Here is a 25091-nt window from a genome sequence, read left to right as displayed (position 1 = left end):
TCATGGCCGATCCCGAGCTCGTCCGATACACCCTCGACAACGGTCTGCGGGTGGTTCTCGCCCCCGACGCGACCGCGCCGGTGGTCGGCGTCAGCGTGCACTACGACGTGGGTTTCCGCTCCGAGCCGGAGGGGCGCACCGGTTTCGCGCACCTCTTCGAGCACCTGATGTTCCAGGGCTCCGAGAGCCTGGAGAAACTCGCGCACTTCCGGCACGTGCAGTCCAGCGGCGGGACCTTCAACGGGTCCACCCACCCGGACTACACCGACTACTTCGAGGTGCTCCCCAGCGCCGCGCTCGAGCGCGCGCTGTTCCTCGAAGCCGACCGCATGCGCGCGCCCAAGCTGACGGCGGAGAACCTGGCGAACCAGATCGACGTCGTCAAGGAGGAGATCCGGCTCAACGTGCTGAACCGGCCCTACGGCGGGTTCCCCTGGATCACCCTGCCGCCGGTGCTGTACTCGACGTTCCCCAACGCGCACAACGGCTACGGCGGCTTCGAGGACCTCGAAAGCGCCACGGTCGAGGACTGCGCGGCGTTCTTCGACACCTACTACTCGCCGGCGAACGCGGTGCTCACGGTGGCGGGCGACTTCGAGCTCGACAACGCCAAGAAGCTGATCGAGGACCACTTCGGCGACGTCCCGCACCGGCCGGCGCCGCGGCGGCCGTCGTTCGCCGAGCCGCTGCCGACCACCGAGCTGCACGGCGAGGTCGAAGACGCGCACGCCCCGCTGCCCGCGCTCGGGATCGGCTACCGGATGCCGGACCCGATCAACGACGTCGACAGCTACCTGGCCTACCTCGTGCTGGCCGGCGTGCTCACCGACGGCGACGGCTCCCGCCTGCAGCAGCGGCTGGTGCACCGCGAGCCCCTGGTCGTGGACATCGGCGCCGGCGCGGGGCTGTTCGGGCCGTTCGAGGCCCGCGACCCCGACACGTTCACCATCACCCTGATCCACCCGCACGAGGTGTCCCGCGAGCGGGTGCTCGCCGCGCTCGACGACGAGCTCGAGAAGCTCGCCGAGACCCCGCCGAGCGAGGAAGAGCTGCGCAAGGTCACCGCCCGCTGGGCGGCGAGCCTGCACTCGGAGCACGACAGGCTGGTCTCCCGGACCCTGGCCCTCGGCTCGTTCGAACTGCTCTACGGCGACGCGTCGCTGGTGTACCGGCTCGCGGACCGGATGTCCGCCGTCACCTCGGAAGCCGTGTCGGCGGCGGCGAAGGCGCTGCGCCCGGACGCGCGCGCCGTGCTGGTGGTCAAGCCCGCTTCGGAAGGGAACAACGAGCAGTGACTTCAGCAACGCACCGCAGCGCCGAGGAGATCGGCCGCACCGCGCGGGGACCGCGGCCGCTGCCGCCGCTGGGCGAGCAGCGGGCCGCCGTCGATCTGTCCCATGTGGACACGACGCTGGCGAACGGCCTGCGCGTGGTGGCCGTGCGCAAGGCGACCGTGCCGATGGTCGAGGCCCGGCTGTGGATCCCGTTCGCGGGTGACGACGCGCTGCACCCGGCGATCGCCGAGGTGCTCGCCGAGACCATCCTGACCGGCACGGCCCGCCGCAACCGCATCGAGATCGACGCCGAACTGGCGCTCATCGGCGGCGACATCGGCGCCGGCGTCGACCCGGAACGCCTGGTGCTGACCGGGTCCGCGCTGGCCGACAAGCTGCCGACGTTCCTCGACGTCCTCGGCGACGTCCTCACCGGGGCGATCTACGCCGACGAGGAGATCGCCCGCGAGAAGGAGCGGCTGGTCGAGCGGATCGCCGTCTCGCGCACCCAGCCGCGCACGATCGCGCGGGAGGCCCTGCAGAAGCACCGCTACGGCGACCACCCGGCGACCCGCGAGGTCCCGCGCGCCGAAGACGTCGCCGTCGTGACGCCGGAGCAGGTCCGGGCGCTGCACGAGGCGTCGGTGCTGCCGCGGGGTTCGGTCCTGGTGCTGGTCGGCGACCTCGACCCGGCCGGGGTGATCGGCGAGCTGGAGAAGGTGCTCGGCGGCTGGGCGTCGGACCGCTCGGCCGTGCGGCTGCCGCCGCTGCCCGACCTGACCGGGCCGGACGTGCTGCTGGTGCCGCGCGCCGGCGCGGTGCAGTCGCAGATCCGGCTCTCGGCGCAGGCGGTTCCGCGCACGGACCCGGGCTACGCGGCGCTGCAGCTGGCGAACCTGGCCTACGGCGGGTACTTCTCGTCGCGGCTGGTCGAGAACATCCGCGAGAACAAGGGGTACACCTACTCCGCGCACTCGGGATTCGAGTTCACCGACGGCACCGCGGTGGTCAACGTCGACGCGGACACCGCGACCGACGCGACGGCCCCGGCGCTGCTGGAGACGCGTTACGAGCTGGGCCGCCTCGGCCAGGTCCCGCCGTCCGGTGACGAGCTGGAGTCGGTGCGGCAGTACGCGATCGGCTCGCTGCTGACCTCGACGTCGTCGCAGGCCGGGCTGGCCGGGCAGGTGCTGGCGCTGGCTTCGACCGGGCTCGGCCTGGAGTGGCTGACCGAGCACCCGGCGCGGGTGGCCGCGGTGACGGCCGAGGAGGTGGCGGAAGCGGCGCTGAAGTACTTCGCGCCCAAGCGGTTCACGGGTGTGGTGGTCGGCGACGCGGCGGTGCTGGAGCGCAAGCTCCTGGCGCTCGGCGACGTCGTCGTCGGCGAGCCGGCCTGATGTCCGTCCCGTTCACCCTCGGTGCCCTGCCGACCCTGTCCCGGTCCACAGTGGACCGCCAGGAGGACTTGCGCACCAACCCGTCGCGGCTGGTGTCGCGGTGGGCCGACGCCCGGGTCGTCCTCCTGGACGACGCCGGGCGCACCCCGGTGGCCGAAGGAGCGTCGACACTGGCGTTCCGGAAGGCCATCGACTTCGGCGCTTCACCGCCCGCGGACGCGGTGTTCCTCGGCGAGTGGCAGGACGTCGACTACTGGTCGCTGCCGGGCGGCCCGTCGGGCGAGGCCGACACGGTGAAGATGGCGGGCAGCTGGGGCTTCGTGGAGGAGGTCCCGCGCGCGGACGGCGAGGTCTGGGTCGAGCTGCGCGGCTACGGCGACCTCCTGGACGACACGTCGGCCGGGCTGTTCACGACGGCACAGGCGTTGCGGTTCTGGCGTCGCCAGGCGAAGTTCTGCACCCGCTGCGGCAGCCCGACGGAGCTGACCCAGTTCGGCTGGGCGAGCAAGTGCACGGGCTGCGGGCGCGAGGAGTACCCCCGCACGGACCCGGCGGTGATCTGCCTGGTGCATTCGCAGGAGGGCGTCAACGGCTCGCACGTCCTGCTGGCCCGCCAGCCGATCTGGCCGGCGGGCCGCTATTCGGTGTTGGCGGGGTTCGTGGAGGCGGGGGAGTCCCTCGAGGCGTGCGTGGTCCGGGAGATCCACGAAGAGGTGGGCGCTTCGGTGTCCGACGTGCGGTACCTGGGCAGCCAGCCGTGGCCGTTCCCGAGGTCGATCATGCTGGGGTTCACGGCCCGGGCGGATCGTGCCGCCCCGCTCGTGCCGGCGGACGGGGAGATCGAAGAGGCGCTTTGGGTCTCGCGGGCCGAGGTGCGCGCGGCGTTCGAGAACAGCGCGGTGCGGGGCGAGGGTTCGAAGCCGACCCCGATCGCGAATGGGGCGGCGGAGATCATCCTGCCGGGCAATTCGTCGATCGCCCGCGTGATGCTCAAGGCCTGGGCGGACGCGGAGGAGTAACCGCCCCTCCACAGAGCGCGATGACGAACGGTCCCGGCTACCCGCCGGGGCCGTTCTCGTTCCAGAGCCTTCATCGCAGGTCTCGGCGCTCGATCATCGAGCGGGTCGGCTTGCCCGTGAAGTCCGCCGGCCCGCCGTAGGCCAGGTTCAGCGGCGTCTCCAGCCGGTAGCTCCACTCGCTGCCGCACGAGCGGTCGGCACCTGGTTGCGCACCACAGCCGCGGGCCCGCCCCGGGATCGCTTGGTCCAGGTGGTCCGCACCCGCTGTGCCACGACGTCCACAACGACCAGCATCCCCGGTGCCGCAACCCGAAATTCGCTGACCAGAACTGCCGGCACCGGCGCAACTGGTTCACCGGTGTTTCGGCCACGTGGCCCAGCGGACGAGCAAGCGTTACCTGGCCGTTTCGCGAGACCGTTGACGGCTGTGCCGCGGCTCACTACAGTCCCCGGAAACCGTCTGTAAAGTATCCTAATTAAGTCCGGAGGAACGAGTGCGAGCCGGTAGCCCGCGGATGCTGCGCGAGATCAACGATCGCGCCGCCATCGAGGTCCTCCTCCGGGAGGGGCCGCTCACGCGCGCCGAACTCGAGCTCGCCATCGGGCTCTCCAAGCCCGCCACCGCCCAGCTGCTCACCCGGCTCGAACTGGACGATCTCGTGGTCAAGGCCGGGGTGCGGGGAGGCGGTCGCGGGCCGCGGGCCCAGCTCTGGGCGGCCAACGGCGGCCTCGCCTTCGTCGCCGCCGTCGATCTCACGCCGCACGTCGCCGACTTTGTCGTCGCCGACGTGGCCGGGGTCGTGCTCGCCGAGTACCGGACGCCGCTGCCCGTGCACGCGGGTGCCGACGTCGTCGGGGCCTTCGGCGAGGCTCTCCAGAAAGTCGCCGAAGAAGCCGGGATCCAGCGGGAAGACCTGGCCCACGTCGTGATCGGCGCGCAGGGGGCGTTCGATCCGCGGACCGGCCTGCTCTCCTCCGCGCCGCACATCCCCGGCTGGCTGGGCTTCGACGTCCCGCAGAAGCTCAGCGACGAACTCGGCGTCGACGTCCTCATCGAAAACGACGTCAACCTGGTCGCCGTCGAGGAGATGACCGCCGGGCTGGCCCAGGACGTCGACGACTTCGTCATGGTCTGGCTGTCCGAAGGCGTCGGCGGTGCCGTCGTGATCGGACGGCGGCTGCTGCGCGGGGCCACCGGCGGGGGCGGCGAGATCGACTGGATGCGCGTGCCCGATCCGGCCACCGTGGACACCGGGGACGTCTGGCCCGAGGCCGGCGCCCGGTTCGGCAACCTGGTCGACTCGCCCGCCATCTGCCGCCTCGCCGCCGCCCACGGCATCCCGGCCGACACCGCCTGGGAAGCCGTGGCGAAGACCGGATCGGACCATCCCTTCCGACACGATCTCGCCAGGCGGGTCGCCGGCGGTGTCGCCAACCTCGTCGCCGTCGCTGACCCTCAGCTCGTACTCCTCTGCGGCGACACCAGCCGGGCCGGCGGGGAGGACTTCGCCGCGCTCGTCCAGGAAAAGCTGCACGAACTCGTCCTGCCGCGCACGCCCGTCGGCTGCGCTTCCGTGCAGGGCAACGCCGTTCGCGCGGGCGCGCTGCAGTCGGCGCTCGCCACCACCCGTGAGGACGTCTTCGGCGTCGTCACCCCCACGCTCCTCGGGTCGCGCAGGCCCGAGGGCGACAGCACCCGTCCCCGACCGAGTAGCCCCAACCGATGAGGAGGAGGGCCATGCCCCTGACCACCCGGACCCGCCGCGGCGCCCTGCTGGTGGCCGCCGCCGCGGCGTCCGTCCTGTTGACCAGCGCCTGTTCCGGCGCCGCTGCCCCCAGCGGCGGTGACGCGGCCGCCGCGCCCGGCAAGGACGACAAGATGACGATCACGGTCTACAGCAAGTTCACCGACCGCGAGTACGGCGTGGTGACGGCGGGCCTGAACAAGCTCAAGGCGAAGTACCCGAACATCGAGATCAAGCACGAGGGCAACCAGGACGACGACAAGCTCACGCAGTCGATCCGCGGCGGCAACCCACCCGACGTCGCGATCTCCTTCTACACCGACAACCTCGGTGCCTGGTGCTCCACCGGCAGCTTCCAGGACCTCAAGCCCTACATCGACCGCGACAAGATCGACCTGAACCAAATCCCCGAAGCGGTCCGCAACTACACCGAGTACCAGGGCAAGCGGTGCGCCATGCCGATGCTCGCCGACGTCTACGGCTTCTACTACAACAAGGACATGTTCGCGGCGAAGGGCGTCACCTCGCCGCCGAAGACCACGGACGAGCTGCTCGAGGACGCCAAGAAGCTGACCGAGTACAACGCGGACGGCTCGATCAAGGTCGCCGGCTTCCTGCCGTCGATGCCGTTCTACGCCAACCAGGCCCAGTACTGGGCGCCGAACTTCGGCGCGCCGTTCCTGGGCCCGGACGGCAAGTCGGACCTCGCCACCAACCCCGGCTGGAAGGCGATGTTCGAGTTCCAGAAGAAGCTGATCGACGCGCTCGGTGGCCACGACAAGGTCGAGCAGTTCAAGGCGGGCCTCGGTGACGAGTACTCCGCCGACAACGGCTTCCAGAAGGGCAAGCTGGCGATGATCTACGACGGCGAGTTCCGCACCGCGTTCATCAAAGACCAGGCGCCGACCCTGAACTACGCCACCGCGCCGGCCCCGGTGCTCACCACCATGGCGGACAAGTACGGCAGTGCCTTCACCACCGGCACGATCATCGCCATCCCCAAGGGCGCCAAGAACCCCGGCGCCGCGTGGGAGCTGATCAAGCAGGTCACCCTGGACACCGACACCCTGGTGGACATGGCCAACGGCCTGAAGAACGTGCCCAGCACGAAGGCCTCGCTGACGTCGCCGCGCCTCGACCTGCAGCCGCAGTTCAAGACGTTCCTCGACATGTACGACAGCGGCAAGCTCGTGTCGAACCAGACCACGCCGATCGGTGACGCGCACCTCAAGGCGGTCAACGACTTCGCCGAGAAGTGGCAGGCCGGTTCGGTGCCCGACCTGACCGAAGGCCTGAAGAAGGTGGACGCGCAGATCGACGACGAACTGAAGCAGAAGGGCGCGGGCGGATGACTCTGTCCGATGGGGTCTCGGCGGTGACGAGTACCTCGCCCCGCACCGCCGTCCCACTCAAGACCGACGGCTCCCCGTCCGCGCCTGCCAAGGCGCGGGCGGGGGCCCGCCGGGCCAAGCGCCGCCGGACCGTCCTGTTCTTCATGGCCCCGGCCTTCCTCGGGTTCCTGATCTTCTTCGGCTACCCGCTGATCGCCACGGTCTACTACTCCTTCACCCGCTACGACCTGATCAACCCGCCGCAGTTCATCGGGTTCGACAACTACATCCGGATGTTCACCACCGAGCCGCTGGTCGGCACGGCCGCGTACAACACGCTGTGGCTGGTGGTCGTCCTGACGGTCTGCCGCGTGGTGTTCTCCCTCGGCATCGCGTCGGTGATCTCCCGTCTCAAGTCGGGCGTCGGCCTGGTCCGGACGCTCTGCTACCTGCCGACGCTGGCCCCGCCGGCGGCGGCCACGCTGGCGTTCGTGTTCGTGTTCAACCCGGAGTTCGGCCCGGTCAACCGGTTCCTGCGGCTCGTCGGCATCGACGGCGGGCTCTGGTTCAACAGCCCGGCGATGTCGAAGCCCGCGCTGACGCTGCTCGCGCTGTGGGGCTCCGGCGAGCTGATGATCATCATCCTCGCCGCGCTGCTGGACGTCCCCACCGAGCAGTACGAGGCCGCCGAGCTCGACGGCGCCGGCCCGGTCCGCCGGTTCTGGCACGTCACGCTGCCGTCGATCTCGCCGGTGCTGCTGTTCGGCGTGGTCAACTCGATCATCTACGCGCTGCAGTTCTTCACCCAGGCGATCGTCGCGGCGTCCGCGAGCGCGGGCACCGCCGACGTCGCCGGCAACTCGAAGCTCATCGGGGCGCCGCAGAACTCGACGCTGACGTACCCGATCTGGCTGTACGTCCAGGGTTTCCGCTACTTCAACATGGGCTACGCGGCGGCGATGGCGGTCCTGCTGTTCATCGTGTCGTCCGGATTCACGTGGATTCTCGTGCGGCAGCTGAGGAAGTCCCAGCACCAGGAGGAGGGGGCATGACCGCACTGGCCGAAGCGCCGCAGAAAGCGGCGGGCGTGCCGCCCAGGACCAGGTTCAAGCGCAACTGGGACAAGCGGCTGGGCTTCATCGCCACCCACGCGATCGGGATCGCGCTCGGCGTGATCTTCGTGCTGCCGCTGCTGTTCGTGTTCCTCACCGCGGTGATGGCGAGCGACCAGGCGATGACGTCGAGCCTGTGGCCGACCGAATGGCACTTCGAGAACTTCGTCAAGGTGTTCCAGAAGGCGCCGCTGCTCGAATACTTCGGCAACAGCCTGCTGTATTCGGCGCTGGCGACGGCGGGTGCGCTGCTCTCGGCGATCCCGGCGGCGTACGCGCTGGCGAAACTGCGGTGGCGCGGGCAGAACCTGTTCTTCATGCTGACCGTGGCGGCGATGCTGCTGCCGCCGCAGGTCACCGTCGTGCCGCTGTACGACCTGTGGGTGCGGATGGGCCTCACCGGCACGCTGGTTCCGCTGATCGTGCCGTACTTCTTCTTCGACGCGTTTTCGATCTTCCTGCTCCGGCAGTTCTTCCTCACCATTCCGAAGGACTACCTCGAAGCGGCGAAGATCGACGGCTGCAACGAGTTCCAGGCGATGTACCGCGTGCTCATCCCGATGGCCAAACCCGGGATCGCGGCCACCGCCATGTTCTGCTTCCTGTTCACCTGGAACGACTACTTCGGGCCGCTGCTCTACACCGGCGAGAACCAGGACCACTGGCCGCTTTCGCTGGCCATCGCGTCCTTCCGCGGCATGCACCACGTCGAGTGGAACATGACGATGGCGGCGACCGCGCTGATCATGGCGCCGGTGATCGTGCTGTTCATCTTCGCCCAGAAGTCGTTCGTCAAGGGCATCACATTCACGGGGGTCAAGGGATGAAGCTGGCAGTCGTCGGTGGCGGGTCCACCTACACGCCGGAGCTGATCGACGGGATCGCCGGCCGCCGGTCCACTTTGGACGTCGACGAGATCGTGCTGGTCGACCCGGACGCCTACCGCGTCGAGGCCGTCGGCGGGTTCAGCCAGCGGCTGCTCGACCACGCCGGGCACCCGGCCCGGGTCCGCACGACGCAGTCGCTGGAGGAAGGCGTCGACGGCGCTTCCGCCGTGCTGATCCAGCTGCGCGTCGGCGGGCAGCGGGCGCGGCGCTCGGACGAGACGTTCCCGCACGCCTGCGGCTGCGTCGGGCAGGAGACGACCGGCGCGGGCGGGCTGGCGAAGGCGCTGCGCACGGTGCCGGTGGTGCTGGACATCGCCGACCGCGTCCGCAAGATCGCCGGCGACGACACGTGGATCGTCAACTTCACCAACCCGGTCGGCATCGTCACGCGCGCCCTGCTCAACGAGGGGCACCGCGCGGTCGGGCTGTGCAACGTCGCCATCAACCTGCAGCGCCAGTTCGGGAAGCTCCTGGGCGTCGGCGCGGACGACGTCAAGCTCGTCCACACCGGGCTGAACCACCTGAGCTGGGAGCGCGGCGCGCTCGTCGGCGGCGTCGACCGGCTCCCGGAGCTGCTGGAGGAGCACCTGGACTACCTGTCGAACGAAGTCAGCGTGCCTCAGATGTGGCTGCGGCGGATGAACGTCGTGCCGTCGTACTACCTGAAGTACTTCTACGCGCACGACGAGCAGGTCACGAAGCAGCGCACCGAACGCCCGCGCGCGGACGTCGTCAGCGACGTCGAGGAAGAGCTGCTGAAGATCTACCTGGACCCGGAGCAGAACACCAAGCCGGAGTCGCTGGAAAAGCGCGGCGGGGCGTACTACTCCGAGGCCGCCGTGCAGCTGGTGCACGCGCTGACCGCGGGCGGGCCGGCCGAGGAGCACGTGGTGAACGTCCGCAACGAGGGCACCTTCCCGTTCCTGCCGGACGACGCCGTCATCGAAGCCCGGTCCACTGTGGACTCGAAGGGCGCGACGCCGATCCCGCAGCCGCCGGTGGAGCCTCGGTTCTCGGGCCTCATCGCGGCGACGACGGCGTACGAGTTCCTGGCTCTGGAGGCGGCGCTGAAGGGCGGCCGCGACCGCGTGGCCGACGCGCTGCTGGCGCACCCGCTGGTCGGCCAGTACTCGAAGGCCGACACGCTCGCCGACTCCCTGGTGCAGATCAACCGCGAGTACTTGCCCTGGGCGCGCGGATGAGGCCTGCGATTATCGCGATCGACGGCGGCAACAGCAAGACCGAGGTCCTGGTGATCTCGGAAGACGGCGTGGTGCTGGGGAAGTCGAGGGGCCCCGGTGCGTCGCCGCAGAACATCGGCGTCGCGGCCTGCGTCACGGCGCTGGAGGGCCTGGTCCTGGAGGCGTTCCCGGACTTCGGGGAGAAGCCGTGCGCGGTGCACACCTCGGCGTACCTCGCCGGGCTCGACTTCCCGCGCGAGGAAGAGACGCTGCACGCGGCGCTGTCCGCGCGCGGGTGGAGCGACACCCTGACGGTCGGCAACGACACCCTCGCGCTGCTCCGGGCGGGCAGCGCGGGGGTCGGCGTCGCGGTCGTCTGCGGCGCCGGGATCAACGGCGCCGGTGTCGGCCCCGACGGCCGCGTCCACCGCTTTCCCGCGCTGGGCAAGATCTCCGGCGACTGGGGTGGCGGCTACCGGCTCGGCGAAGAGGCGCTGTGGTGGGCCGTGCGCGCCGAGGACGGCCGCGGTCCGCGGACGGCCCTGATGCCGGCGGTGGCGGCCTACTTCGGGAAGCCGACGCTGCTGGACGTCGTGCAGGGCCTGCACTTCGAGGAGATCGACCCGGCGTCGATCCACGGCCTGTGCCCACTGCTGTTCGAAGTCGCGGCGGCGGGGGACGAGGTCGCCCAGGACATCGTGACGCGGTTCGTCGAGGAGGTCAGCGTCTTCGCGGCGGTGATCCTCCGCGAGCTGGACCTGACCGCGGACGCCCCGGAGATCGTCCTCGGCGGCGGCGTGCTGACCGGTGTCGGCGCGCCGGTGATCGCGGAGATCGAACGCCGGTGCCTCAAGGTCGCGCCGCGCGCGGTGGTCCGCGTCGTCGACGTGAACCCCGTGGTGGGCGCGGCGTTGTTCGGACTCGACACGCTGGGGGCGCCCGAGGCCGCCAAGGCGGCGCTCAAGGCGGCGACCCAGCGCGTCTGAAAACTCTGGCGTGGCCCGTCCCGAAGCGGCGCGGGACGGGCCACGCCAGACCCCCTCACGGCGCCGGGACGATGGTTTCGCCGGTCTCCAGCAGCGACTTGAGGTCCGACAGGATCCAGGCCCAGCCGCCACCCGCGTTCTCGTTCGGCGGCGCGTCCAGCCGCTCGAGCGAGCCGCTGACCATCGCGGCCATCGCGGGGGCGCCGGTGACGTCGTGGGTCACGGTCAGCCGGGTACCGGCGGTCTTGGACTCCTCGATTTCGTACGTGAGCGTCGTGTAGGGCTCGTCGGCCACGTCCTCCGGAGCCATCAGCAGCTTCCAGGTGATGACCAGCTTCCGCGGCGGGTCCACCTCCAGGACTTCGCCGTCGACGACGTCGCCGGTGATCCCGGCGTCGATGAACGCCTGCGTCGGGCGGGTGCGGTGCTTGCCGCCGGGCCGCAGGTCGAAGTCGGCCAGTCCGGTGTAGCCGTACTTCTGCGTCCACTCGGGCTTGGTGATGGCGTCCCAGATGCGCTCCGGGGACGCCTTGATGTAGACGCGGTAGACCTGCACGGTGTTCGTCACGGTTCTTCGCCTTCCAGCTCGTTCTTGAGGTCGAGGAGCGCGGTGACCCGGCGCTCGGTGTACTTGTCGATCCACCGGTCGTGGATCTGGCGGATCGGGACGGGGTTGAGGAAGTGCCGCTTCTCGCGGCCTTCCTTCCGTGCGACGACGAGCCCGGCCTCTTCCAGGAGCTTCAGGTGCTTCATGACGCCGAAGCGGGTCATCTCCACCTGGGTCTCCAGCTCGGTGAGCGTGCGGCCGTCACGCTCGAAGAGCAGGTCGAGCAGGAACCGGCGGGTCGGATCCGCCAGCGCCTTGAACACCAGGTCGTCGTCGGGCACGTCAGCGAGAATAGGTGACCAAAAGGTCACATGTCAACGGGCGCGAAAAAGGCCGCCACCCCGGCAGTGGGGTGGCGGCCTTGTCGTTCGGGTGGTGCCTAAACGATCAGCGACAGCGGCAGGATCAGCGTGATGGCGACCACCGAGATGAGCGTCTCCATCACCGACCAGCTCTTCAGCGTCTGCCCGACCGAGAGCCCGAAGTACTCCTTGACCAGCCAGAACCCGGCGTCGTTGACGTGCGAGAAGAACAGCGACCCGGCGCCGATCGCCAGCACCAGCAGCGCGCTGTGGGACGGGTCCATGCCCGCGGCGAGCGGGGCCACGATGCCCGCCGCCGAGACGGTTGCGACCGTGGCCGAGCCCGTGGCCAGCCGGATCGCCACCGCGACCAGCCAGCCGAGCAGCAGCGGGGACAGGTTCGCGTCCTTGGCCAGGCCGGTGATGACGTCACCGACGCCGGCGTCGACCAGGGTCTGCTTGAACCCGCCGCCCGCGCCGACGATGAGGATGATCCCGGCGATCGGGCCGAGCGAGTCGCCGACCACTGTGGACAGTTTGTCCCGGCCGAGCCCGGCCGGGCGGCCGAGCAGGACCATGCCCACCAGGACCGCCGCGAGCAGCGCGATCAGCGGGTCGCCGACGAAGTCGAGGATCTTGCGGGCCTGGTTGTCCTTGGCCAGCAGGATGTCCGACAGCGCTTTCGCCAGCATGAGCACGACCGGCAGCAGCACCGTCGTGAGCGTCGCGGCGAAGCTGGGACGCGGCTTGCCGGTGTCGGCGCGTTCCGGGATCAGCCGCTCCGGCGGCGCGGCGTCCGGCACCAGCCGGGCCGCGAGCTTGCCGAACAGCGGACCCGCGACGACCAGCGTCGGGATGCCGACGAGCAGGCCGAACGCCAGCGTGATGCCGACGTTCGCGTTCAGCGCGCCGGCCGCGGCCAGCGGGCCGGGGTGCGGCGGGACCAGCCCGTGCAGCACCGAAAGCCCGGCCACCGCGGGAATGCCCAGCAGCATCAGCGGTTTCCCGGTGCGCTTGACCGCGAGCAGCACCACCGGGATCAGCATGACGAGCCCGATCTCGAAGAACATCGGCAGCCCGATCAGGGCCGCGACGAGCGCCATCGCCCACGGGAGCGCGCCGCCGCGGGCCCGGCCGAGCACGGTGTCGACGATCTGGTCGGCGCCGCCGGAGTCGGCCAGCAGCTTGCCGAGCATCGCGCCGAGGGCGATCAGGATGCCGACGGACGCGACCGTGCTGCCGACGCCGGTCGTGAAGCTCTTGAGCAGCTTGTCGACCGGCATCCCGGCGGTCAGCCCGAGCGCGAGCGAGCCGAGGACGAGCGCCAGGAACGGGTGCAGCTTCACTTTCGTGATCAGCACGACGATGACGGCGATCGCGACGACGGTCGCGATGATCAGGCGCGTGTCGTGGCCGGTCCAGCCGGCGGCGAGGACGGCGTTCACGCGTGCTCCCGGAAGGCGGCCAGCGCGGCTTCGGTGATCTCGGCCGGCGTGCCCGCGGTGTTGTCGAAGACGGCCCCGGCCTCGTCCGGCTCCAGGGGCTCGAGGTCGGCGAGCTGCGAGTCCAGCAGCGACACCGGCATGAAGTGGCCGGTGCGCGTCTTCATCCGCTCGGCCAGCTGCGCGCGGTCGCCGTGCAGGTGCGCGAACCAGACGTCGCCGCCGGTGCGCAGGACGTCGCGGTACCGGCGCTTGAGCGCGGACGACGTCACGACGCCGCCGGAGCCCTCGTGTTCGCGGATCCAGCCGGCGATGGCCTCGAGCCAGGGCGCGCGGTCCTCGTCGGTCAGCGGCGTGCCGGCGGTCATCTTGTCGATGTTGGCCTTCGGATGGAACGTGTCCGCTTCCGCGTACTCGACGCCGAGGGCCTCGGCGAGCGCCGTGCCGATCGTCGTCTTCCCGGAGCCTGACACCCCCATCACCACGATGACGGTCATCCGCACCTCCCACTTCGTTGTGCCCAGGTGAGTGAAGCTCAAAAGTACTACTTATTCAAGTTGAAGTACTACTTAATCGAATCAGAGGGTTAGCCTTCCGTGGTGAGACACGAGCAGGTCCTGGATGCCCTCGGCGCGGCGATCGCGAACGGATCCCTGGCCCCGGGCACCGTGCTGCGCTCGGAAGACCTTCAAGAACGCTTCGGCGCTTCGCGAACCGTGGCCCGCGAGGTCGTCCGCGTGCTGGAGACGATGCAGCTGACCACCAGCAAGCGCCGGGTCGGGGTGATCGTCCGCGAGCCGGCGGCGTGGAACCACTACGACCCGCGGCTGATCCGCTGGCAGCTCGACGGCCCGGCCCGCCCGGCGGCGCTCGCCACGCTGAACGAGCTGCGCTCGGCGATCGAACCGTGCGCGGCGCGGTTCGCGGCCCTGCGCGCGACCCCGGAGGAGCGCGGCCGCCTGGGCGCGCTGGGGGAGCGGCTGGCGCGGACGGCCCGGGCCCGCGACCTCCCGGCGTTCCTCGACTTCGACATCGCCTTCCACGACCTGCTGCTCACCGCGTCCCGGAACCCGATGTTCGGGCAGCTGTCCGAGGTCGTCGCGGAGGTGCTCACCGGGCGGACCGGGCACGGCCTGATGCCGCCGGAGCCACAGCCCGAGGCCGTCGCGCTGCACGCCGAGGTGGCCGCGGCGGTGGCCGCCGGGGACGCGGACCGGGCGGAACGGGCGATGCGCGACATCGTCGTCCAGGCCCGTGACGAGATCGCCGCCCTGGTGGCCGAGGGGCCTTCCGACGGCGAGTAGCCTCCGCGGGAGAACTGGACTTTCTTTCCGCCGGGGGGCACGGGTGAGCGCGGCGCGCGCGATCGGACTGGTGTTGGGCGTGGCGGCCGACGGCGCCCTCGGTGACCCCCGCCGCCGTCTCCCGGTGACGGCGTTCCGCCGGCTCCCGCACCGCTCGGGCGTCCTCGTCGCGGGCGCGCTCGTCGTGGGCGGGACGTTGCTCGAGCGGGCGAGCCGCGGCCGCCCCCTGGCGCAGGCCACGGCGACAGCGGTGACGACGTGGGCCGTCCTCGGCGCGGCGGGCCTGGCCCAGCAGGGCACGGAACTGGCCCGCGACCTGGAGGAGTGCCGCTTCGAGCCGGCGCGCGCGACACTGTCCGAACTGGACCCCCGGGTGGCCGGCGGCCTGGGCGCGATCGCGCTGTCCCGCGCCTCGGTGGAGACGCTGGCGGAGAACACGTCCGACGCGGTGGTGGCCCCGCTGGTGTGGGGCGCGCTGGCGGGCGTGCCGGGCTTGCTCGGGGCACGGGCGGTGAGCTTGCTGCGCCGATCCCGCGCGGGCCGCCGCGGCCACTGGGCGGTGGACCGGGCCGACGAGCTGGTCCACCTGCTGCCCACCCGCGTGGCGGCGGCCTTGACGGTGGCGGCGGCCCCGGTGGTCGGCGGCTCGGCGGGCGGCGCGTGGCGGGCGTGGCGCCGCGACACGATCGCCCACCCGAGCCCGAACGCGGGCCGCGTGGAGGCGGCGTTCGCCGGCGCGCTCGAGGTCCGCGTCGGCGGCCGGACGGTGTACCCGCACGGCGTGCTGGAGCTGCCGGTGCTGGGGGTGGGCCGGAACCCGGACGCGGGACACGTGACGCGCGCGGTGGAGCTTTCCCGGGTCGTGGGCTGGCTGGCCGGGGCGACCTCGGTGGTGGTCGCCGTGCTGACGGGCTTCCGGCGCCGGGAGCTGTAACTCTCCCGCGTATCGACGAGCGTAGGCAAACGCTTCGCCGAAAACTGGGAGGAACCTTGCGGTACAAGCACATGGCGGCCGGCGTGGTCGCCGCGAGCCTGCTCACCCTCGTCGTCACCGGGACCGCCGAAGCCAAGGACCGGCGCTGCGGCCCCACCTACGAACAGGACGGCTTCGGCAGCCTGGGCACGTCGTTCACGCTGAAGTCCAAGCACGACGACGACGGCCCCGCCGGGTCGCCGTTCGTCGTGGGGGAGGAGTTCGAGATCCACACCAACGTCGCCGGCCAGGTCTGGACCATCACCTTCGCCGACAACGGCAAGGTCTTCTTCACCGGCGACGACGTCTCGGCGACCACGGGGATCCGGGAGCAGCACCCGACCGCCAACCAGCCGGGCGTCACCCAGCACATGACGGCGGACGCGCTGAACCACACCACCGGCGAGACCATCCACGGCTTCCTGGACGTGCTGCCGGTCCCCCGCTGCGGCGGCTGAACCGCCCGCCGCGGCTGGGGTCCCTCAGCCGCGGCGGCGCAGCTGCTCCAGGGCCTGCGCGTCCAGCGGCCCACCCCGCTCCGCCAGCCGGGCCCCGATCCGCTCCCGGTCTTCCGCCGTCCGGTTGCCGCCGAACTTGAACTTCGCCCGGACCCCGGTGACCGTGAACTCGATCCCGCGGATCCCCGGCAGCAGCCGCCGGTCGGGCGCGTCCGGGGCGGCGCTCACCGGTGCCCGGGCGCCGTCCGGCTCGAAGTGCCGCAGCTGTTCGTCGAGCAGGGCCGCCTTCGCCGCCGGGTCGTCGACCAGCCGGATGTCCCCTTCGAGCTGCACCGTCGCGTAGTACGACGTCGGCACGCCGTAGGCCGGGTCCGCGGTCGCGTTCCAGTCCGCGCGGATGTACGTGTAGTCGCCGATCACCGTCAGCAGGGCCCGCGGGTGCTCCTCCAGCAGCGGCCAGATCGGGTTCGGGCGGGCCAGGTGGGTGACGATCGTGCGGTCGCCGTCGAACGCGAAGTGCGCCGGCGTCACCACCGGCAGGTCGCGGCCCCGGCCGCCGGCGATCAGCTGGCCGAAGTCGTGCCCGGACAGCCACTCGCGCCACTCCGGATCGGAAGCGGCGGCGTCCCACGGGTGGATCAGCATGACCCGAGTATCACCCGGGCAAGTGGCCTCACCGCAGGGCCATTCGCGGCCTACTTCTGATGGCCACTTTCGGCGAGCTCGTCTTCCGCGAGGATCTCCGCGACGGACTTCCGCCGCGAAGGGGCTTCGGACGCGTCCAGCGCCCCGCCCGGCTTCAGCTCGCGGACCGTGAAGTACAGCCAGCCGAGCAGCGCCATCGCGCCGAACGCGATCCACTGCAGCGCGTACGACAGGAACGGCCCCGAGTCCGTCTGCGGCAGCGGCAGCGCGCCGAGCACCCCGGGCTGGCCGGCGTCGAGCTGGAAGTAGCCCGGCCGGATGTCGAGCCCGCCCGCCCGCGCGACCACCCGGGAGTCGACGACGTAGCTCTGCAGCCGCCCGCCGGTCGAGGCGTCGGCGAACGCGTCGCGGTTCTTCGGGTCGGTCTCGTCCGCCCGCACCCGCGCGGTGACCTGCACGGTCCCGGCCGGCGGCGGCGGGTACGGCGGCACGGCCGACTTGCTGTCCAGGGGCACGTAGCCGCGGTCGATCAGCACGATCGTGCCGTCGGTGGTCCGCATCGGCGTCAGCACCTCGAAGGCACCTTCGCCCTGGACGGTCCGCAGCCGCGCGACGACTTCCTTGTCCGGCAGGTACTGGCCGGTGACGGTGACGAGGTGCCACTCGGTGTACCGGCCGGGCACGCTCCCGGGCGGCAGCAGCTGCGCCAGCGGCACCGGAGCCGCGGTGAACGACGTCTCGAGCGCGGCGTTCTGCTGCTCGCGCTCGGTGTTGCGGCTGAACTGCCACGGCGAGAGCAGGGTGAAGCAGCAGATGGCGAAAGTGAACACCACCGCCGTCAGAGCCAGCCACCCGGGCCGGAGGAGGAACCGCAACCGCACCCCACCACGGTAGCCCGTGCCCCCGGCGGGCCTTCGCGGGCTGTGACCGCTACCTCCGCGAACGCACCCAATCCAGCAAACCGGGCACCGAGCGTTCGATCATGCCGAGGACGTCTTCGAAGCCGTCGTCGCCGCCGTAGTACGGGTCCGGGACCTCGGCGCCCTCGGGCGCCGACGGGTCGAACGACCGCAGCAGCCGCACCTTCGCCGGGTCCTCGACCCGCGATCGCAGGAACTCGAGGTGCCCCTCGTCCGCGGCCAGCAGCAGATCGGCGGCGAGGTCCTCGCCGGACACCTCGGACGCGACGTGCGCGGTCGGGTAGCCGTGCGCCTTCAGCGTGGCACGGGCCCGCTTGTCGGCGGGCTCACCGGCGTGCCACGGACCGGTCCCGGCGCTGGTCACCCGGACGGAGTCACCGAGCCCGGCGTCGTCGAGCCGCGCCCGGAACACCAGTTCGGCCATCGGGGAGCGGCAGATGTTGCCGGAGCAGACGAAGACGATGTGCGTCACGCGCCGAGGGTAACCATCGGGTTCGCCAGGTCACCCGTCCGCCTGACGTGGCCGGGGTGAGAACGTGACCGCCGCGTGGTTCTGCGGGCTGGTGGGGCGCAGAGGCTGCTCGCTGGCTCGCCACGGTGAGTGGGCGCGATGCCCGCGGCCCGGCGGGCGGCGCGAGTGGGGCTGTTCGCCGCGGTCGGGGCGATGCGCTCGGCGGCCCGGCAGGCGGGCACGAACGCTGCTCGCTCGGCCCGAAGGGATCAGGCGGGGTGCGATGCGCCCCAGCGGGTGGCGCGCGAAGGCTGCGACCCCCGCCATCAGCCCGGCGATAACCCGCCCCCCACCAGGCATCCCCCGCCGCGGCGCCGCCCCAACCGCCCCGAGCGTAACCACCGCATTCACCCGGTCACCCGCCCACACGGCGGTATCCGCGGCCCACAGCGCCCACTTAGCGTCGATCGGGCGAGGACGCGAACCGGAAGGAGAGCGATCATGCACGGGTGCTGCTCGAAGTGCACCGGCCAGGGCTGCGGCTGCTGCGGCAACTGCAACTGACCGTTCCCGGCGCCCGCGGCGGCCTGGTGCCGCCGGGGCGCCTCCTTGCGGCCGCGGTTGTGCAGGCCCGGACCGCTGTCACCGTGACGAGCAACGACCGAAGGCGCACGGCTCCGGACCGTGCATGCGAAAATCACCGCGTGCCCGCCCTTTCCGAAGTCATCTCCGTGCTGGAACAGGTTTATCCGCCCGAGCTCGCCGAGTCGTGGGACGCCGTCGGCCTCGTCTGCGGCGATCCGGCCGAACCCGTGCGCCGGGTGCTGTTCTGCGTCGACCCGGTCGCCGAGACCGTCGACGAAGCCGTCGAACGCGGTGCGCAGCTGATCGTCGCGCACCACCCGCTGCTGCTGCGCGGCGTGCACGGCGTCCCCGCCGACTCCGCCAAGGGCGCCCTCGTGCACCGGATGATCCGCGAAGGCATCGCCCTCTACTGCGCGCACACCAACGCCGACTCCGCCGACCCCGGCGTCTCCGATGCGCTCGCGCAGGCGATCGGGCTGCGCGTCACCGGCCCGCTGGAACCGAAGGCCGACGGCGTCACCGGCATCGGCCGCCTCGGCGAACTGCCCGAGCCGGAGCCGTTCGCGGTGTTCGTCCAGCGCGTCGCCGACGCCCTGCCCGCGACCGTGCCCGGCGTGCTCGGCGCGGGTGACGCCGGCCGCCCGATCCGCACCGTGGCCGTGTCCGGTGGGGCCGGGGACTCCTACCTGAAGCAGGCCACCGAGGCCGGTGTCGACGCCTTCGTCACCGCGGACCTGCGGCATCACCCCGCCGGCGAGCACCTCGCGGGCCGCGGCCCGGTGCCCGCGCTGGTCGGGCTGACCCACTGGGCCAGCGAGTGGCCCTGGTGCGGGCAAGCCTCGGCGCTCGTGGCGCGGGCCTTTGCGGGTAACGTCGACGTTCACGTCTCCACGCGGCGCACCGACCCGTGGAACGTCCGCGCCGAGCGCACATCGATTTAGAGGAGCACCGTGAAGGCCGAACCCGCCGTGCAGCGCCAGTTGCTCGAGCTCGCCAAGGTGGACGCCGAGCTCTCGCGCACCGCGCACCGCCGCCGCACCCTGCCCGAGCTGGCCGAGATCGACGCGGGGGAGAAGACCGCCCGCGAGCGTCGGGACGCCCTCGTCTCGGTGGAGACCGCCGCCTCCGACCTCGACCGCGAAATCGCCCGGCAGGAGAAGGAGATCGAGTCGGTGCGCGCCCGCGAGGACCGCGACCGCAAGCTCCTGGCCTCCGGCTCGGTGAACTCGAAGCAGATGACCGACATCGAGCACGAGCTGCAGTCGCTGGAGCGGCGCCAAAGCGCGCTGGAGGACGACCTGCTGGAGCTGATGGAGCAGCGCGAGGCCCTCGGCCTGGACGCGCAGCGCACCGGCGCCGAGGTCGACAAGGCCGAGGCCGAGGTCGCCGCCGCGATCGCGCGCCGCGACGAAGCGTTCAAGGACCTCGACACCACCCGCGCGCGCCGCGAAGAAGACCGCGTGAAGCTGGTGCCGCGCTTCCCGGAGCCGCTGCTCAAGCTGTACGAGCGCGTCCGCGAGCACAAGGGCATCGGGGCCGCGCTGCTCCGCGCCCGCCGCTGCGGCGCCTGCCAGCTGGAGCTCGACCGCAACACGGTCAACGAAATCAAGGCCGCGCCGGAGGACGACGTCATCCAGTGCGAGAACTGCGGCGCGATCCTGGTCCGGACCTTGGAGTCGGGTCTGTGACGTCGCATGTCGTGGTCGAAGCCGACGGCGGCTCACGGGGCAACCCCGGTCCCGCCGGCTACGGCGCCGTGGTGAAGGACAGCGATGGCCAGGTCCTCGCCGAGCGCAAGGAAAGTCTCGGGGTCGTCACCAACAACGTCGCCGAATACAACGGCTTGATCGCCGGCCTGGCCGCCGCGGCCGAGGTCGGTGCGTCCACTGTGGACGTCCGGATGGACTCGAAGCTCGTGGTGGAGCAGATGTCCGGGCGCTGGAAGATCAAGCACCCGGACATGCAGCCGCTGGCCGAGCGGGCCAAGGAGCTGGCCGGGGGCTTCTCCCGCGTCAAGTACGAGTGGATCCCGCGCGCGCAGAACTCCCACGCCGACCGGTTGGCCAACGAGGCCATGGACGCGGCGACCGGCAAGCCCGCCGCCGGCCGCCCCGGCGCCGCCACGGCCGGCCGGGCCGGCCGGGTCGCCCGGCAGACCGGCGTTCGCGGACCCGCCGCGGCCGAACGCGAGTCCGGTGTCCCGGAAGCCACCGCGCCGAAGCTGCCGACCCGCAAGCCCGACCGGTCGGCCGTGCCCTGGACCGGTGCCCAGGGCACCCCGACCCGGCTGCTCCTGCTGCGCCACGGCCAGACCGAGATGTCGGCACTGCGCCGCTACTCCGGCCGCGGCGACGTCCCGCTGACCGAACTGGGCCGCACGCAGGCCGCCGCGGCCGCGAAACGGCTGGCCGCGATGGAGGGCCTGGTCGTCGACGGCGAAGCTGTCCCGATCGTCTCCTCGCCGCTCACCCGCACGAAGCAAACAGCGCAGGCCGTCGCCGACGCGCTCGGCGGCCGCGTCGAGACCCACCCCGGTCTGATCGAGACCGACTTCGGCGAGTGGGAAGGCCTGACGTTCGCCGAAGCGGCCGACCGCGACCCCGCCCTGCACCGCTCCTGGCTGGGCGACAGCGCGGTGGCGCCGCCCGGCGGAGAGAGCTTCGAGGTCGTCCACCGGCGCGTCCGCAAGGCCCGCGACGAGCTCATCGCCGAGCACGGCGGCCGGACGTTGGTGCTGGTCAGCCACGTGACGCCGATCAAGACCCTGCTCCGGATGGGCCTCGACGCCGGTCCGCAGCTGCTGTTCCGGCTGCACCTGGACCTGGCGTCGCTGTCGATCGTCGAGTTCTACCCCGATGGGAACGCGTCGGTCCGCCTCGTCAACGACACCTCGCACCTGGCCTGACCGGCGCCGGGATATTCACCGAAGTGTGGGGCGGATCACGCTCGACCCCGACGCCTGGCGGACCCCGGATGGGGTATTGGCTACAGTGTCTCGACCGCGTCGCCGCGGTGTCGGGTCCGGCCTCCGGGTCCAGCAAGGGGGCGCCGGCTCGCGCGTATCCCACCGGCAGAAGCCTGCGGGCGGAACAGTGACGAGGACATGACGGCTAGCGCACTCACCGAGACCTCCCCGAGCGACGTCCCCGAGGACCCGGCCACCACCACGGCCACCCGCGGCTGGGGCGCGCGCCTGGCGCCGGTGCTGGCCGTGCTCGCCGGTGTCGCGGCCGTCGCCGTCCACGCGACCCGCTACGGCCACTGGATCGTCGACGACGCCGCCATCACCTTCTCCTACGCCCGCAGCTTCGCCGACGGCCTCGGCCCGGTGCTGCAGCCGGGCGCGCCGCCGGTCGAGGGCTTCTCCGACCCGACGTGGATGGTGCTGCTCGGCCTCGGCAAGCTCGTCGGCCTCTTCGACCACGGCGCCCTCTTCGGCCTCCCGGACTACGTGTTGTTCCCGAAGGCGCTGGGCCTGCTGTTCACCGGCGGCGTCCTGACGGCCTGCCACATCGCCGCGAAGCAGATCTTCACCCGCTTCGCGTGGCTGGCCACGCTGGTCGTCGGCCTGACGCTGGCGACGATCCCGTCGTACGTCATCTGGGTCGTGTCCGGCCTGGAGAACTCGCTGTTCGCGTTCGTCGTCGTGACGCTGGGCGTGACGCTGTTCGTGTCGGTGCGGCGGGACAAGCTGCTGACGCCGAAGGTCGCGCTGTGGGCCGGGGTGCTGGTCGCGTTCGCCGCGCTGACCCGCCCGGAAGGCCTGATCTACGCGGGCGCGTACCCGCTGGCGGCGCTGTTCCTGCTGCGGTCCGGGCTGTTCTGGAAGAGCTTCCGGCTCGCGCTGCTGTCGGTGGCGGCGTTCGCCGTGCCGTTCGGCGCGTACGTCGTCTGGCGGCACTCGGAGTTCGGACGGCTGCTGGCCAACCCTTCGGTGGCGAAGCAGCAGGGCCTGCCGGGGTTCGACGCACTGAAGCGGCCGTTCGAGCTGGTCGGCTACGCGGGCTGGGCCGGCGTGGTCGCGCTGGCGCTGGTGATCGTGTTCGCGCTGGTCAAGGCGCCGTGGCGGCGTCCGCTGATCGCGCTGCTGGTGCCGCTGGGGCTCGGGATCGTCGCCTACGGCGTGATGGTCGCCGACTGGATGTACCAGCACCGGTTCGCCAGCCCGATCTGGCCGCTGGCGGTCCTCGCGGGCACGCTTTCGGCCGGTGAGCTGCTGCGCCACCGGCGGGCGCTGCTGCGCGTCGGCGTCGTCGTGGTGCTGGTGGGCGCGTTCGTCCCGTCGGCCATCGGGTTCGCGGCCGCGGCGGACAAGTTCGCGAAGAACCCGAACATCACGGCGTGCCTGGTGGCCGACCGCTTCGGCCGCGGCTTCAACACCTACGCCGACATCCTCGGCGTGCGGAAGGCGTCGCTGCTGCTGCCCGACCTCGGCGGCTCGTCGATGACCAGCCGGCTCGAGCTGGTCGACATGGCCGGCCTGGTGAACAAGCCGATCGCCGACCTGGTGCACGAGAACGACCTGGCGGGCCTGCGCAACTACGTGTTCGACACGGTCAAGCCGACGTTCATCCACTCGTGGGGCCCCTGGGCGGCGGGCAACGGGATTGCGCTGGACCCCCGCCTCGACCGCGACTACGTGCTGATCTACAGCTCCCCGATCGAGGGCCTCCGCAACGGCGACTGGGTCCGGCGCGACGCGGTGACGGACCCGGCGAAGCTGAAGGCGGCCCAGGAGTACGCGGCGAAGACGATCCCGGCCGTGGCGGCGGACCGTTTCGGCGGCCCGCTGGACGACTGCGGCGCGACGATGAAGCCGGGCCAGACGATCACGACGCCCAGCTGAGGCCGGTCGCCGTCAGGTCGCGAACCCGAGGCTCAGCCAGAGCGCGACGGTCGCCGCGGCCAGGCTCAGCGGGGTCGTGAGCGCCCCCAGGGCGTGGAAGGTCCTCGGCGAGGGCGGCTTCGGGAGCGTCCGGCGCCACAGCAGGGTCGCCAGTGAGCCGAGGTAGGTCGCGTTCGGGCCGATGTTGACGCCGAGCAGCACCGCCAGCAGTACGCCGGGCGCCGGGTGCGGGCCGAGCACCGACAGCAGGATGAGCGTGGCCGGCAGGTTGTTGACCAGGTTGGCCAGCAGCGCCGCCACGCCCGCGGCCACCAGCAGGTCGACCAGGCCGGTCGCGGACGGCAGGACCTCGCGGAGCACCCCGCCGAGGACGTGCTCCGACACGGCCTCGACCACGACGGCCAGGCCCAGCACGAACAGGCACAGCTGCGGCGCCGCCTCGGTGACCAGCCGCCACGGCCGGATCTTGCCCCGCGCCACCGCCCGCACACCGAGGATGAGCGCCGCCAGCGCGGCGATCCAGACCGGCTCGACGTGCCCCAACTGCCCGACCGCGAACCCGGCGAGCGTGAGCCCGAGGATGACGAGGGCGAAGGTCGGCGTCTCGAGGTGCTGGCGCGGTTCGGGCGTCTCGCGCGGCCGCAGGTCGGTCTTGAAGAACCACAGGAACACGACCAGCTCGACGGCGATCGTGACCAGCCACGGCAACGCCATCAGCGCGGTGAACCCGGCGAAGGTCAGCCCGGAGGCGGCGAAGGCCAGTAGGTTCGTCAGGTTGGACACCGGCAGCAGCGTCGACGCCGAGTTGGCCAGGTGCGCGCAGGCGTAGACGTGCGGCCGCGCGGGGAGCTCGAGGCTGCCGGCGGTGGCGAGCACCACCGGGGTGAGCAGCACGACGGTGGCGTCCAGGCTGAGGATCGCGGTGACCCCGGCGGCGGCGGCAAAGGTGAGGACGAGCAGCCGCCGCGGCCGGCCGTGACACGCCTCGGCAAGCCGGTTGCCGAGCCAGGTGAAGACGCCGTCGACACTGGCCAAAAAGGACAAAAGCAGAATCGCGGCGAGAAAGCCGAGAGTGGGCAGGATTTCCACGGCCCGCGCCCCGGCGGCGGCGGGCGGCACGAGCCCGAGCAGGAGCACGACCCCGGCGGCCGGCACGGCGGCGACGGCTTCCGGCCACCCCCGCGGCCGGACGATGGCGAAGACGAGCACACCGGCCAGGAGCAGCAGGCTGGCCGCGCCCGCGAGGATGTTCACGCGTTCACGCTAACTGCGGCCCGGTTCTGTCGGTGCTGCCGGGTAGTGTGGAAGACGGGGGCGCCCCCGCGGGCGGGAGTCCAAACTGGACATAGCTGCCCGAAGCGGTGGGCCGAAGTGCGGGCCGAACTGCGACCTTGCGCGGCCTTGGCTCAGCGGATCTCCGGGGGCTGCGCGGCCTTGGCTCAGGGGGCCTCCGCGGGCTGCGCGGCCAGGCTTGCGGGGTCCGGGGACGGTTCAGCGCCCGCTCGCGCTTGCCGCCGTGCCCGCAGCCCTACGCTGCCTCAGGCTCAGCGCCGGGGTGCTGCATCGGCCGAGCCTGCGGGGTCCTGGAACAGCTCGGCACTCGTCCGCGTGCCGCACTGGTCGAGC

24 protein-coding genes are annotated in these 25091 nt (G+C 71.6%); 16 read left to right on the top strand and 8 right to left on the bottom strand.

Annotation, left to right across the window (positions count from 1 at the left end):
* The first annotated feature begins 2 nt into the window (after positions 1-2).
* The 9 genes from C2L58_RS27525 (at position 3) to C2L58_RS27485 (ending at position 10932) form a co-directional block, all read left to right on the top strand.
* Positions 3-1295, top strand: coding sequence for a M16 family metallopeptidase (locus C2L58_RS27525; protein ID WP_103340588.1), 1293 nt, complete (start codon positions 3-5; stop codon positions 1293-1295).
* Complete coding sequence (locus tag C2L58_RS27520) at positions 1292-2671, top strand: M16 family metallopeptidase (protein WP_103340587.1); 1380 nt, start codon at positions 1292-1294, stop codon at positions 2669-2671. The genes C2L58_RS27525 and C2L58_RS27520 overlap by 4 nt, the downstream gene beginning before the upstream one ends.
* The gene (gene nudC / locus C2L58_RS27515; protein ID WP_103340586.1) at positions 2671-3690 is read left to right on the top strand and encodes an NAD(+) diphosphatase; all 1020 of its coding nucleotides are present in this window, start codon (positions 2671-2673) and stop codon (positions 3688-3690) included. Before C2L58_RS27520 ends, nudC begins: the two co-directional genes overlap by 1 nt.
* A 515-nt stretch (positions 3691-4205) precedes the next feature.
* Entirely contained in the window at positions 4206-5417 is a 1212-nt protein-coding gene (locus C2L58_RS27510) for an ROK family transcriptional regulator (RefSeq protein ID WP_103340585.1), read from the top strand.
* 11 nt (positions 5418-5428) lie between these two features.
* Entirely contained in the window at positions 5429-6787 is a 1359-nt protein-coding gene (locus C2L58_RS27505) for an extracellular solute-binding protein (protein ID WP_103340584.1), read from the top strand.
* Complete coding sequence (locus tag C2L58_RS27500) at positions 6784-7818, top strand: carbohydrate ABC transporter permease (protein ID WP_199191466.1); 1035 nt, start codon at positions 6784-6786, stop codon at positions 7816-7818. The genes C2L58_RS27505 and C2L58_RS27500 overlap by 4 nt, the downstream gene beginning before the upstream one ends.
* Positions 7815-8705 carry a carbohydrate ABC transporter permease gene (locus C2L58_RS27495; protein ID WP_103340583.1) on the top strand — a complete coding sequence of 297 codons (891 nt, stop codon included), beginning with the start codon at positions 7815-7817 and terminating at the stop codon, positions 8703-8705. Before C2L58_RS27500 ends, C2L58_RS27495 begins: the two co-directional genes overlap by 4 nt.
* Complete coding sequence (locus C2L58_RS27490; RefSeq protein ID WP_103340582.1) at positions 8702-9967, top strand: 6-phospho-beta-glucosidase; 1266 nt, start codon at positions 8702-8704, stop codon at positions 9965-9967. The genes C2L58_RS27495 and C2L58_RS27490 overlap by 4 nt, the downstream gene beginning before the upstream one ends.
* On the top strand, positions 9964-10932 hold the full coding sequence (locus C2L58_RS27485) for an N-acetylglucosamine kinase (protein ID WP_103340581.1): 969 nt from the start codon (positions 9964-9966) through the stop codon (positions 10930-10932). The genes C2L58_RS27490 and C2L58_RS27485 overlap by 4 nt, the downstream gene beginning before the upstream one ends.
* Positions 10933-10987: 55 nt before the next feature.
* On the opposite strand, the gene C2L58_RS27480 is transcribed toward C2L58_RS27485, so the two are convergent.
* The 4 genes from C2L58_RS27480 to C2L58_RS27465 all read right to left on the bottom strand — a co-directional run bounded on the left by C2L58_RS27480 (position 10988) and on the right by C2L58_RS27465 (position 13780).
* Positions 10988-11500, bottom strand: a complete 513-nt coding sequence (locus C2L58_RS27480; protein ID WP_103340580.1) for an SRPBCC domain-containing protein — start codon at positions 11498-11500, stop codon at positions 10988-10990.
* Positions 11497-11820, bottom strand: coding sequence for an ArsR/SmtB family transcription factor (locus C2L58_RS27475; protein ID WP_103340579.1), 324 nt, complete (start codon positions 11818-11820; stop codon positions 11497-11499). Before C2L58_RS27475 ends, C2L58_RS27480 begins: the two co-directional genes overlap by 4 nt.
* 98 nt (positions 11821-11918) lie before the next feature.
* The gene (locus C2L58_RS27470) at positions 11919-13286 is read right to left on the bottom strand and encodes a GntT/GntP/DsdX family permease (RefSeq protein ID WP_103340578.1); all 1368 of its coding nucleotides are present in this window, start codon (positions 13284-13286) and stop codon (positions 11919-11921) included.
* Positions 13283-13780: a gluconokinase gene (locus C2L58_RS27465; RefSeq protein ID WP_199191465.1), complete on the bottom strand. Its 498-nt coding sequence runs from the start codon at positions 13778-13780 to the stop codon at positions 13283-13285. Before C2L58_RS27465 ends, C2L58_RS27470 begins: the two co-directional genes overlap by 4 nt.
* Positions 13781-13882: 102 nt before the next feature.
* Here C2L58_RS27465 and C2L58_RS27460 point away from each other — a divergent pair, with 102 nt between their 5' ends.
* From C2L58_RS27460 to C2L58_RS27450, 3 genes are read left to right on the top strand one after another with little or no spacing between them, the layout of a single operon-like run.
* Positions 13883-14587 carry a FadR/GntR family transcriptional regulator gene (locus C2L58_RS27460; protein ID WP_103340607.1) on the top strand — a complete coding sequence of 235 codons (705 nt, stop codon included), beginning with the start codon at positions 13883-13885 and terminating at the stop codon, positions 14585-14587.
* Positions 14588-14630: 43 nt separating this feature from the next.
* On the top strand, positions 14631-15521 hold the full coding sequence (locus C2L58_RS27455; protein ID WP_103340576.1) for a cobalamin biosynthesis protein CobD/CbiB: 891 nt from the start codon (positions 14631-14633) through the stop codon (positions 15519-15521).
* A gap of 56 nt (positions 15522-15577) precedes the next feature.
* Positions 15578-16018 (top strand): hypothetical protein, encoded by a 441-nt coding sequence (locus C2L58_RS27450; RefSeq protein WP_103340575.1) that lies wholly within the window; start codon positions 15578-15580, stop codon positions 16016-16018.
* Positions 16019-16042: 24 nt separating this feature from the next.
* Here the strand turns inward: C2L58_RS27450 and C2L58_RS27445 are convergent, their stop codons facing one another.
* From C2L58_RS27445 to C2L58_RS27435, 3 genes are read right to left on the bottom strand one after another with little or no spacing between them, the layout of a single operon-like run.
* Positions 16043-16663 carry an FMN-binding negative transcriptional regulator gene (locus tag C2L58_RS27445; RefSeq protein ID WP_103340574.1) on the bottom strand — a complete coding sequence of 207 codons (621 nt, stop codon included), beginning with the start codon at positions 16661-16663 and terminating at the stop codon, positions 16043-16045.
* Between the two features lie 50 nt (positions 16664-16713).
* On the bottom strand, positions 16714-17544 hold the full coding sequence (locus C2L58_RS27440) for an SURF1 family cytochrome oxidase biogenesis protein (protein ID WP_103340573.1): 831 nt from the start codon (positions 17542-17544) through the stop codon (positions 16714-16716).
* Between the two features lie 49 nt (positions 17545-17593).
* The gene (locus C2L58_RS27435) at positions 17594-18055 is read right to left on the bottom strand and encodes a low molecular weight protein-tyrosine-phosphatase (protein WP_103340572.1); all 462 of its coding nucleotides are present in this window, start codon (positions 18053-18055) and stop codon (positions 17594-17596) included.
* A 683-nt stretch (positions 18056-18738) separates the two neighbouring features.
* On the opposite strand from C2L58_RS27435, the gene C2L58_RS27430 reads away from it, so the two are divergent.
* From C2L58_RS27430 to C2L58_RS27415, 4 genes are all read left to right on the top strand, one after another.
* Entirely contained in the window at positions 18739-19560 is an 822-nt protein-coding gene (locus C2L58_RS27430) for a Nif3-like dinuclear metal center hexameric protein (RefSeq protein ID WP_103340606.1), read from the top strand.
* A 9-nt stretch (positions 19561-19569) separates the two neighbouring features.
* Positions 19570-20307: a zinc ribbon domain-containing protein gene (locus C2L58_RS27425; protein WP_103340571.1), complete on the top strand. Its 738-nt coding sequence runs from the start codon at positions 19570-19572 to the stop codon at positions 20305-20307.
* Positions 20304-21524 (top strand): bifunctional RNase H/acid phosphatase, encoded by a 1221-nt coding sequence (locus tag C2L58_RS27420; RefSeq protein ID WP_103340570.1) that lies wholly within the window; start codon positions 20304-20306, stop codon positions 21522-21524. The genes C2L58_RS27425 and C2L58_RS27420 overlap by 4 nt, the downstream gene beginning before the upstream one ends.
* 198 nt (positions 21525-21722) lie before the next feature.
* A complete protein-coding gene (locus C2L58_RS27415; protein ID WP_103340569.1) occupies positions 21723-23465 on the top strand; it encodes a hypothetical protein in 1743 nt (580 codons plus the stop codon).
* A gap of 12 nt (positions 23466-23477) precedes the next feature.
* On the opposite strand, the gene C2L58_RS27410 is transcribed toward C2L58_RS27415, so the two are convergent.
* Positions 23478-24719: an SLC13 family permease gene (locus C2L58_RS27410; RefSeq protein ID WP_103340568.1), complete on the bottom strand. Its 1242-nt coding sequence runs from the start codon at positions 24717-24719 to the stop codon at positions 23478-23480.
* Positions 24720-25091: the final 372 nt, after the last annotated feature.

This window comes from Amycolatopsis sp. CA-126428 (assembly GCF_002904335.1).
Lineage (GTDB): Bacteria > Actinomycetota > Actinomycetes > Mycobacteriales > Pseudonocardiaceae > Amycolatopsis.
The sequence above is the reverse complement of the archived record's forward strand: the minus strand, read 5'-3'. Positions and strand labels throughout refer to the sequence as shown.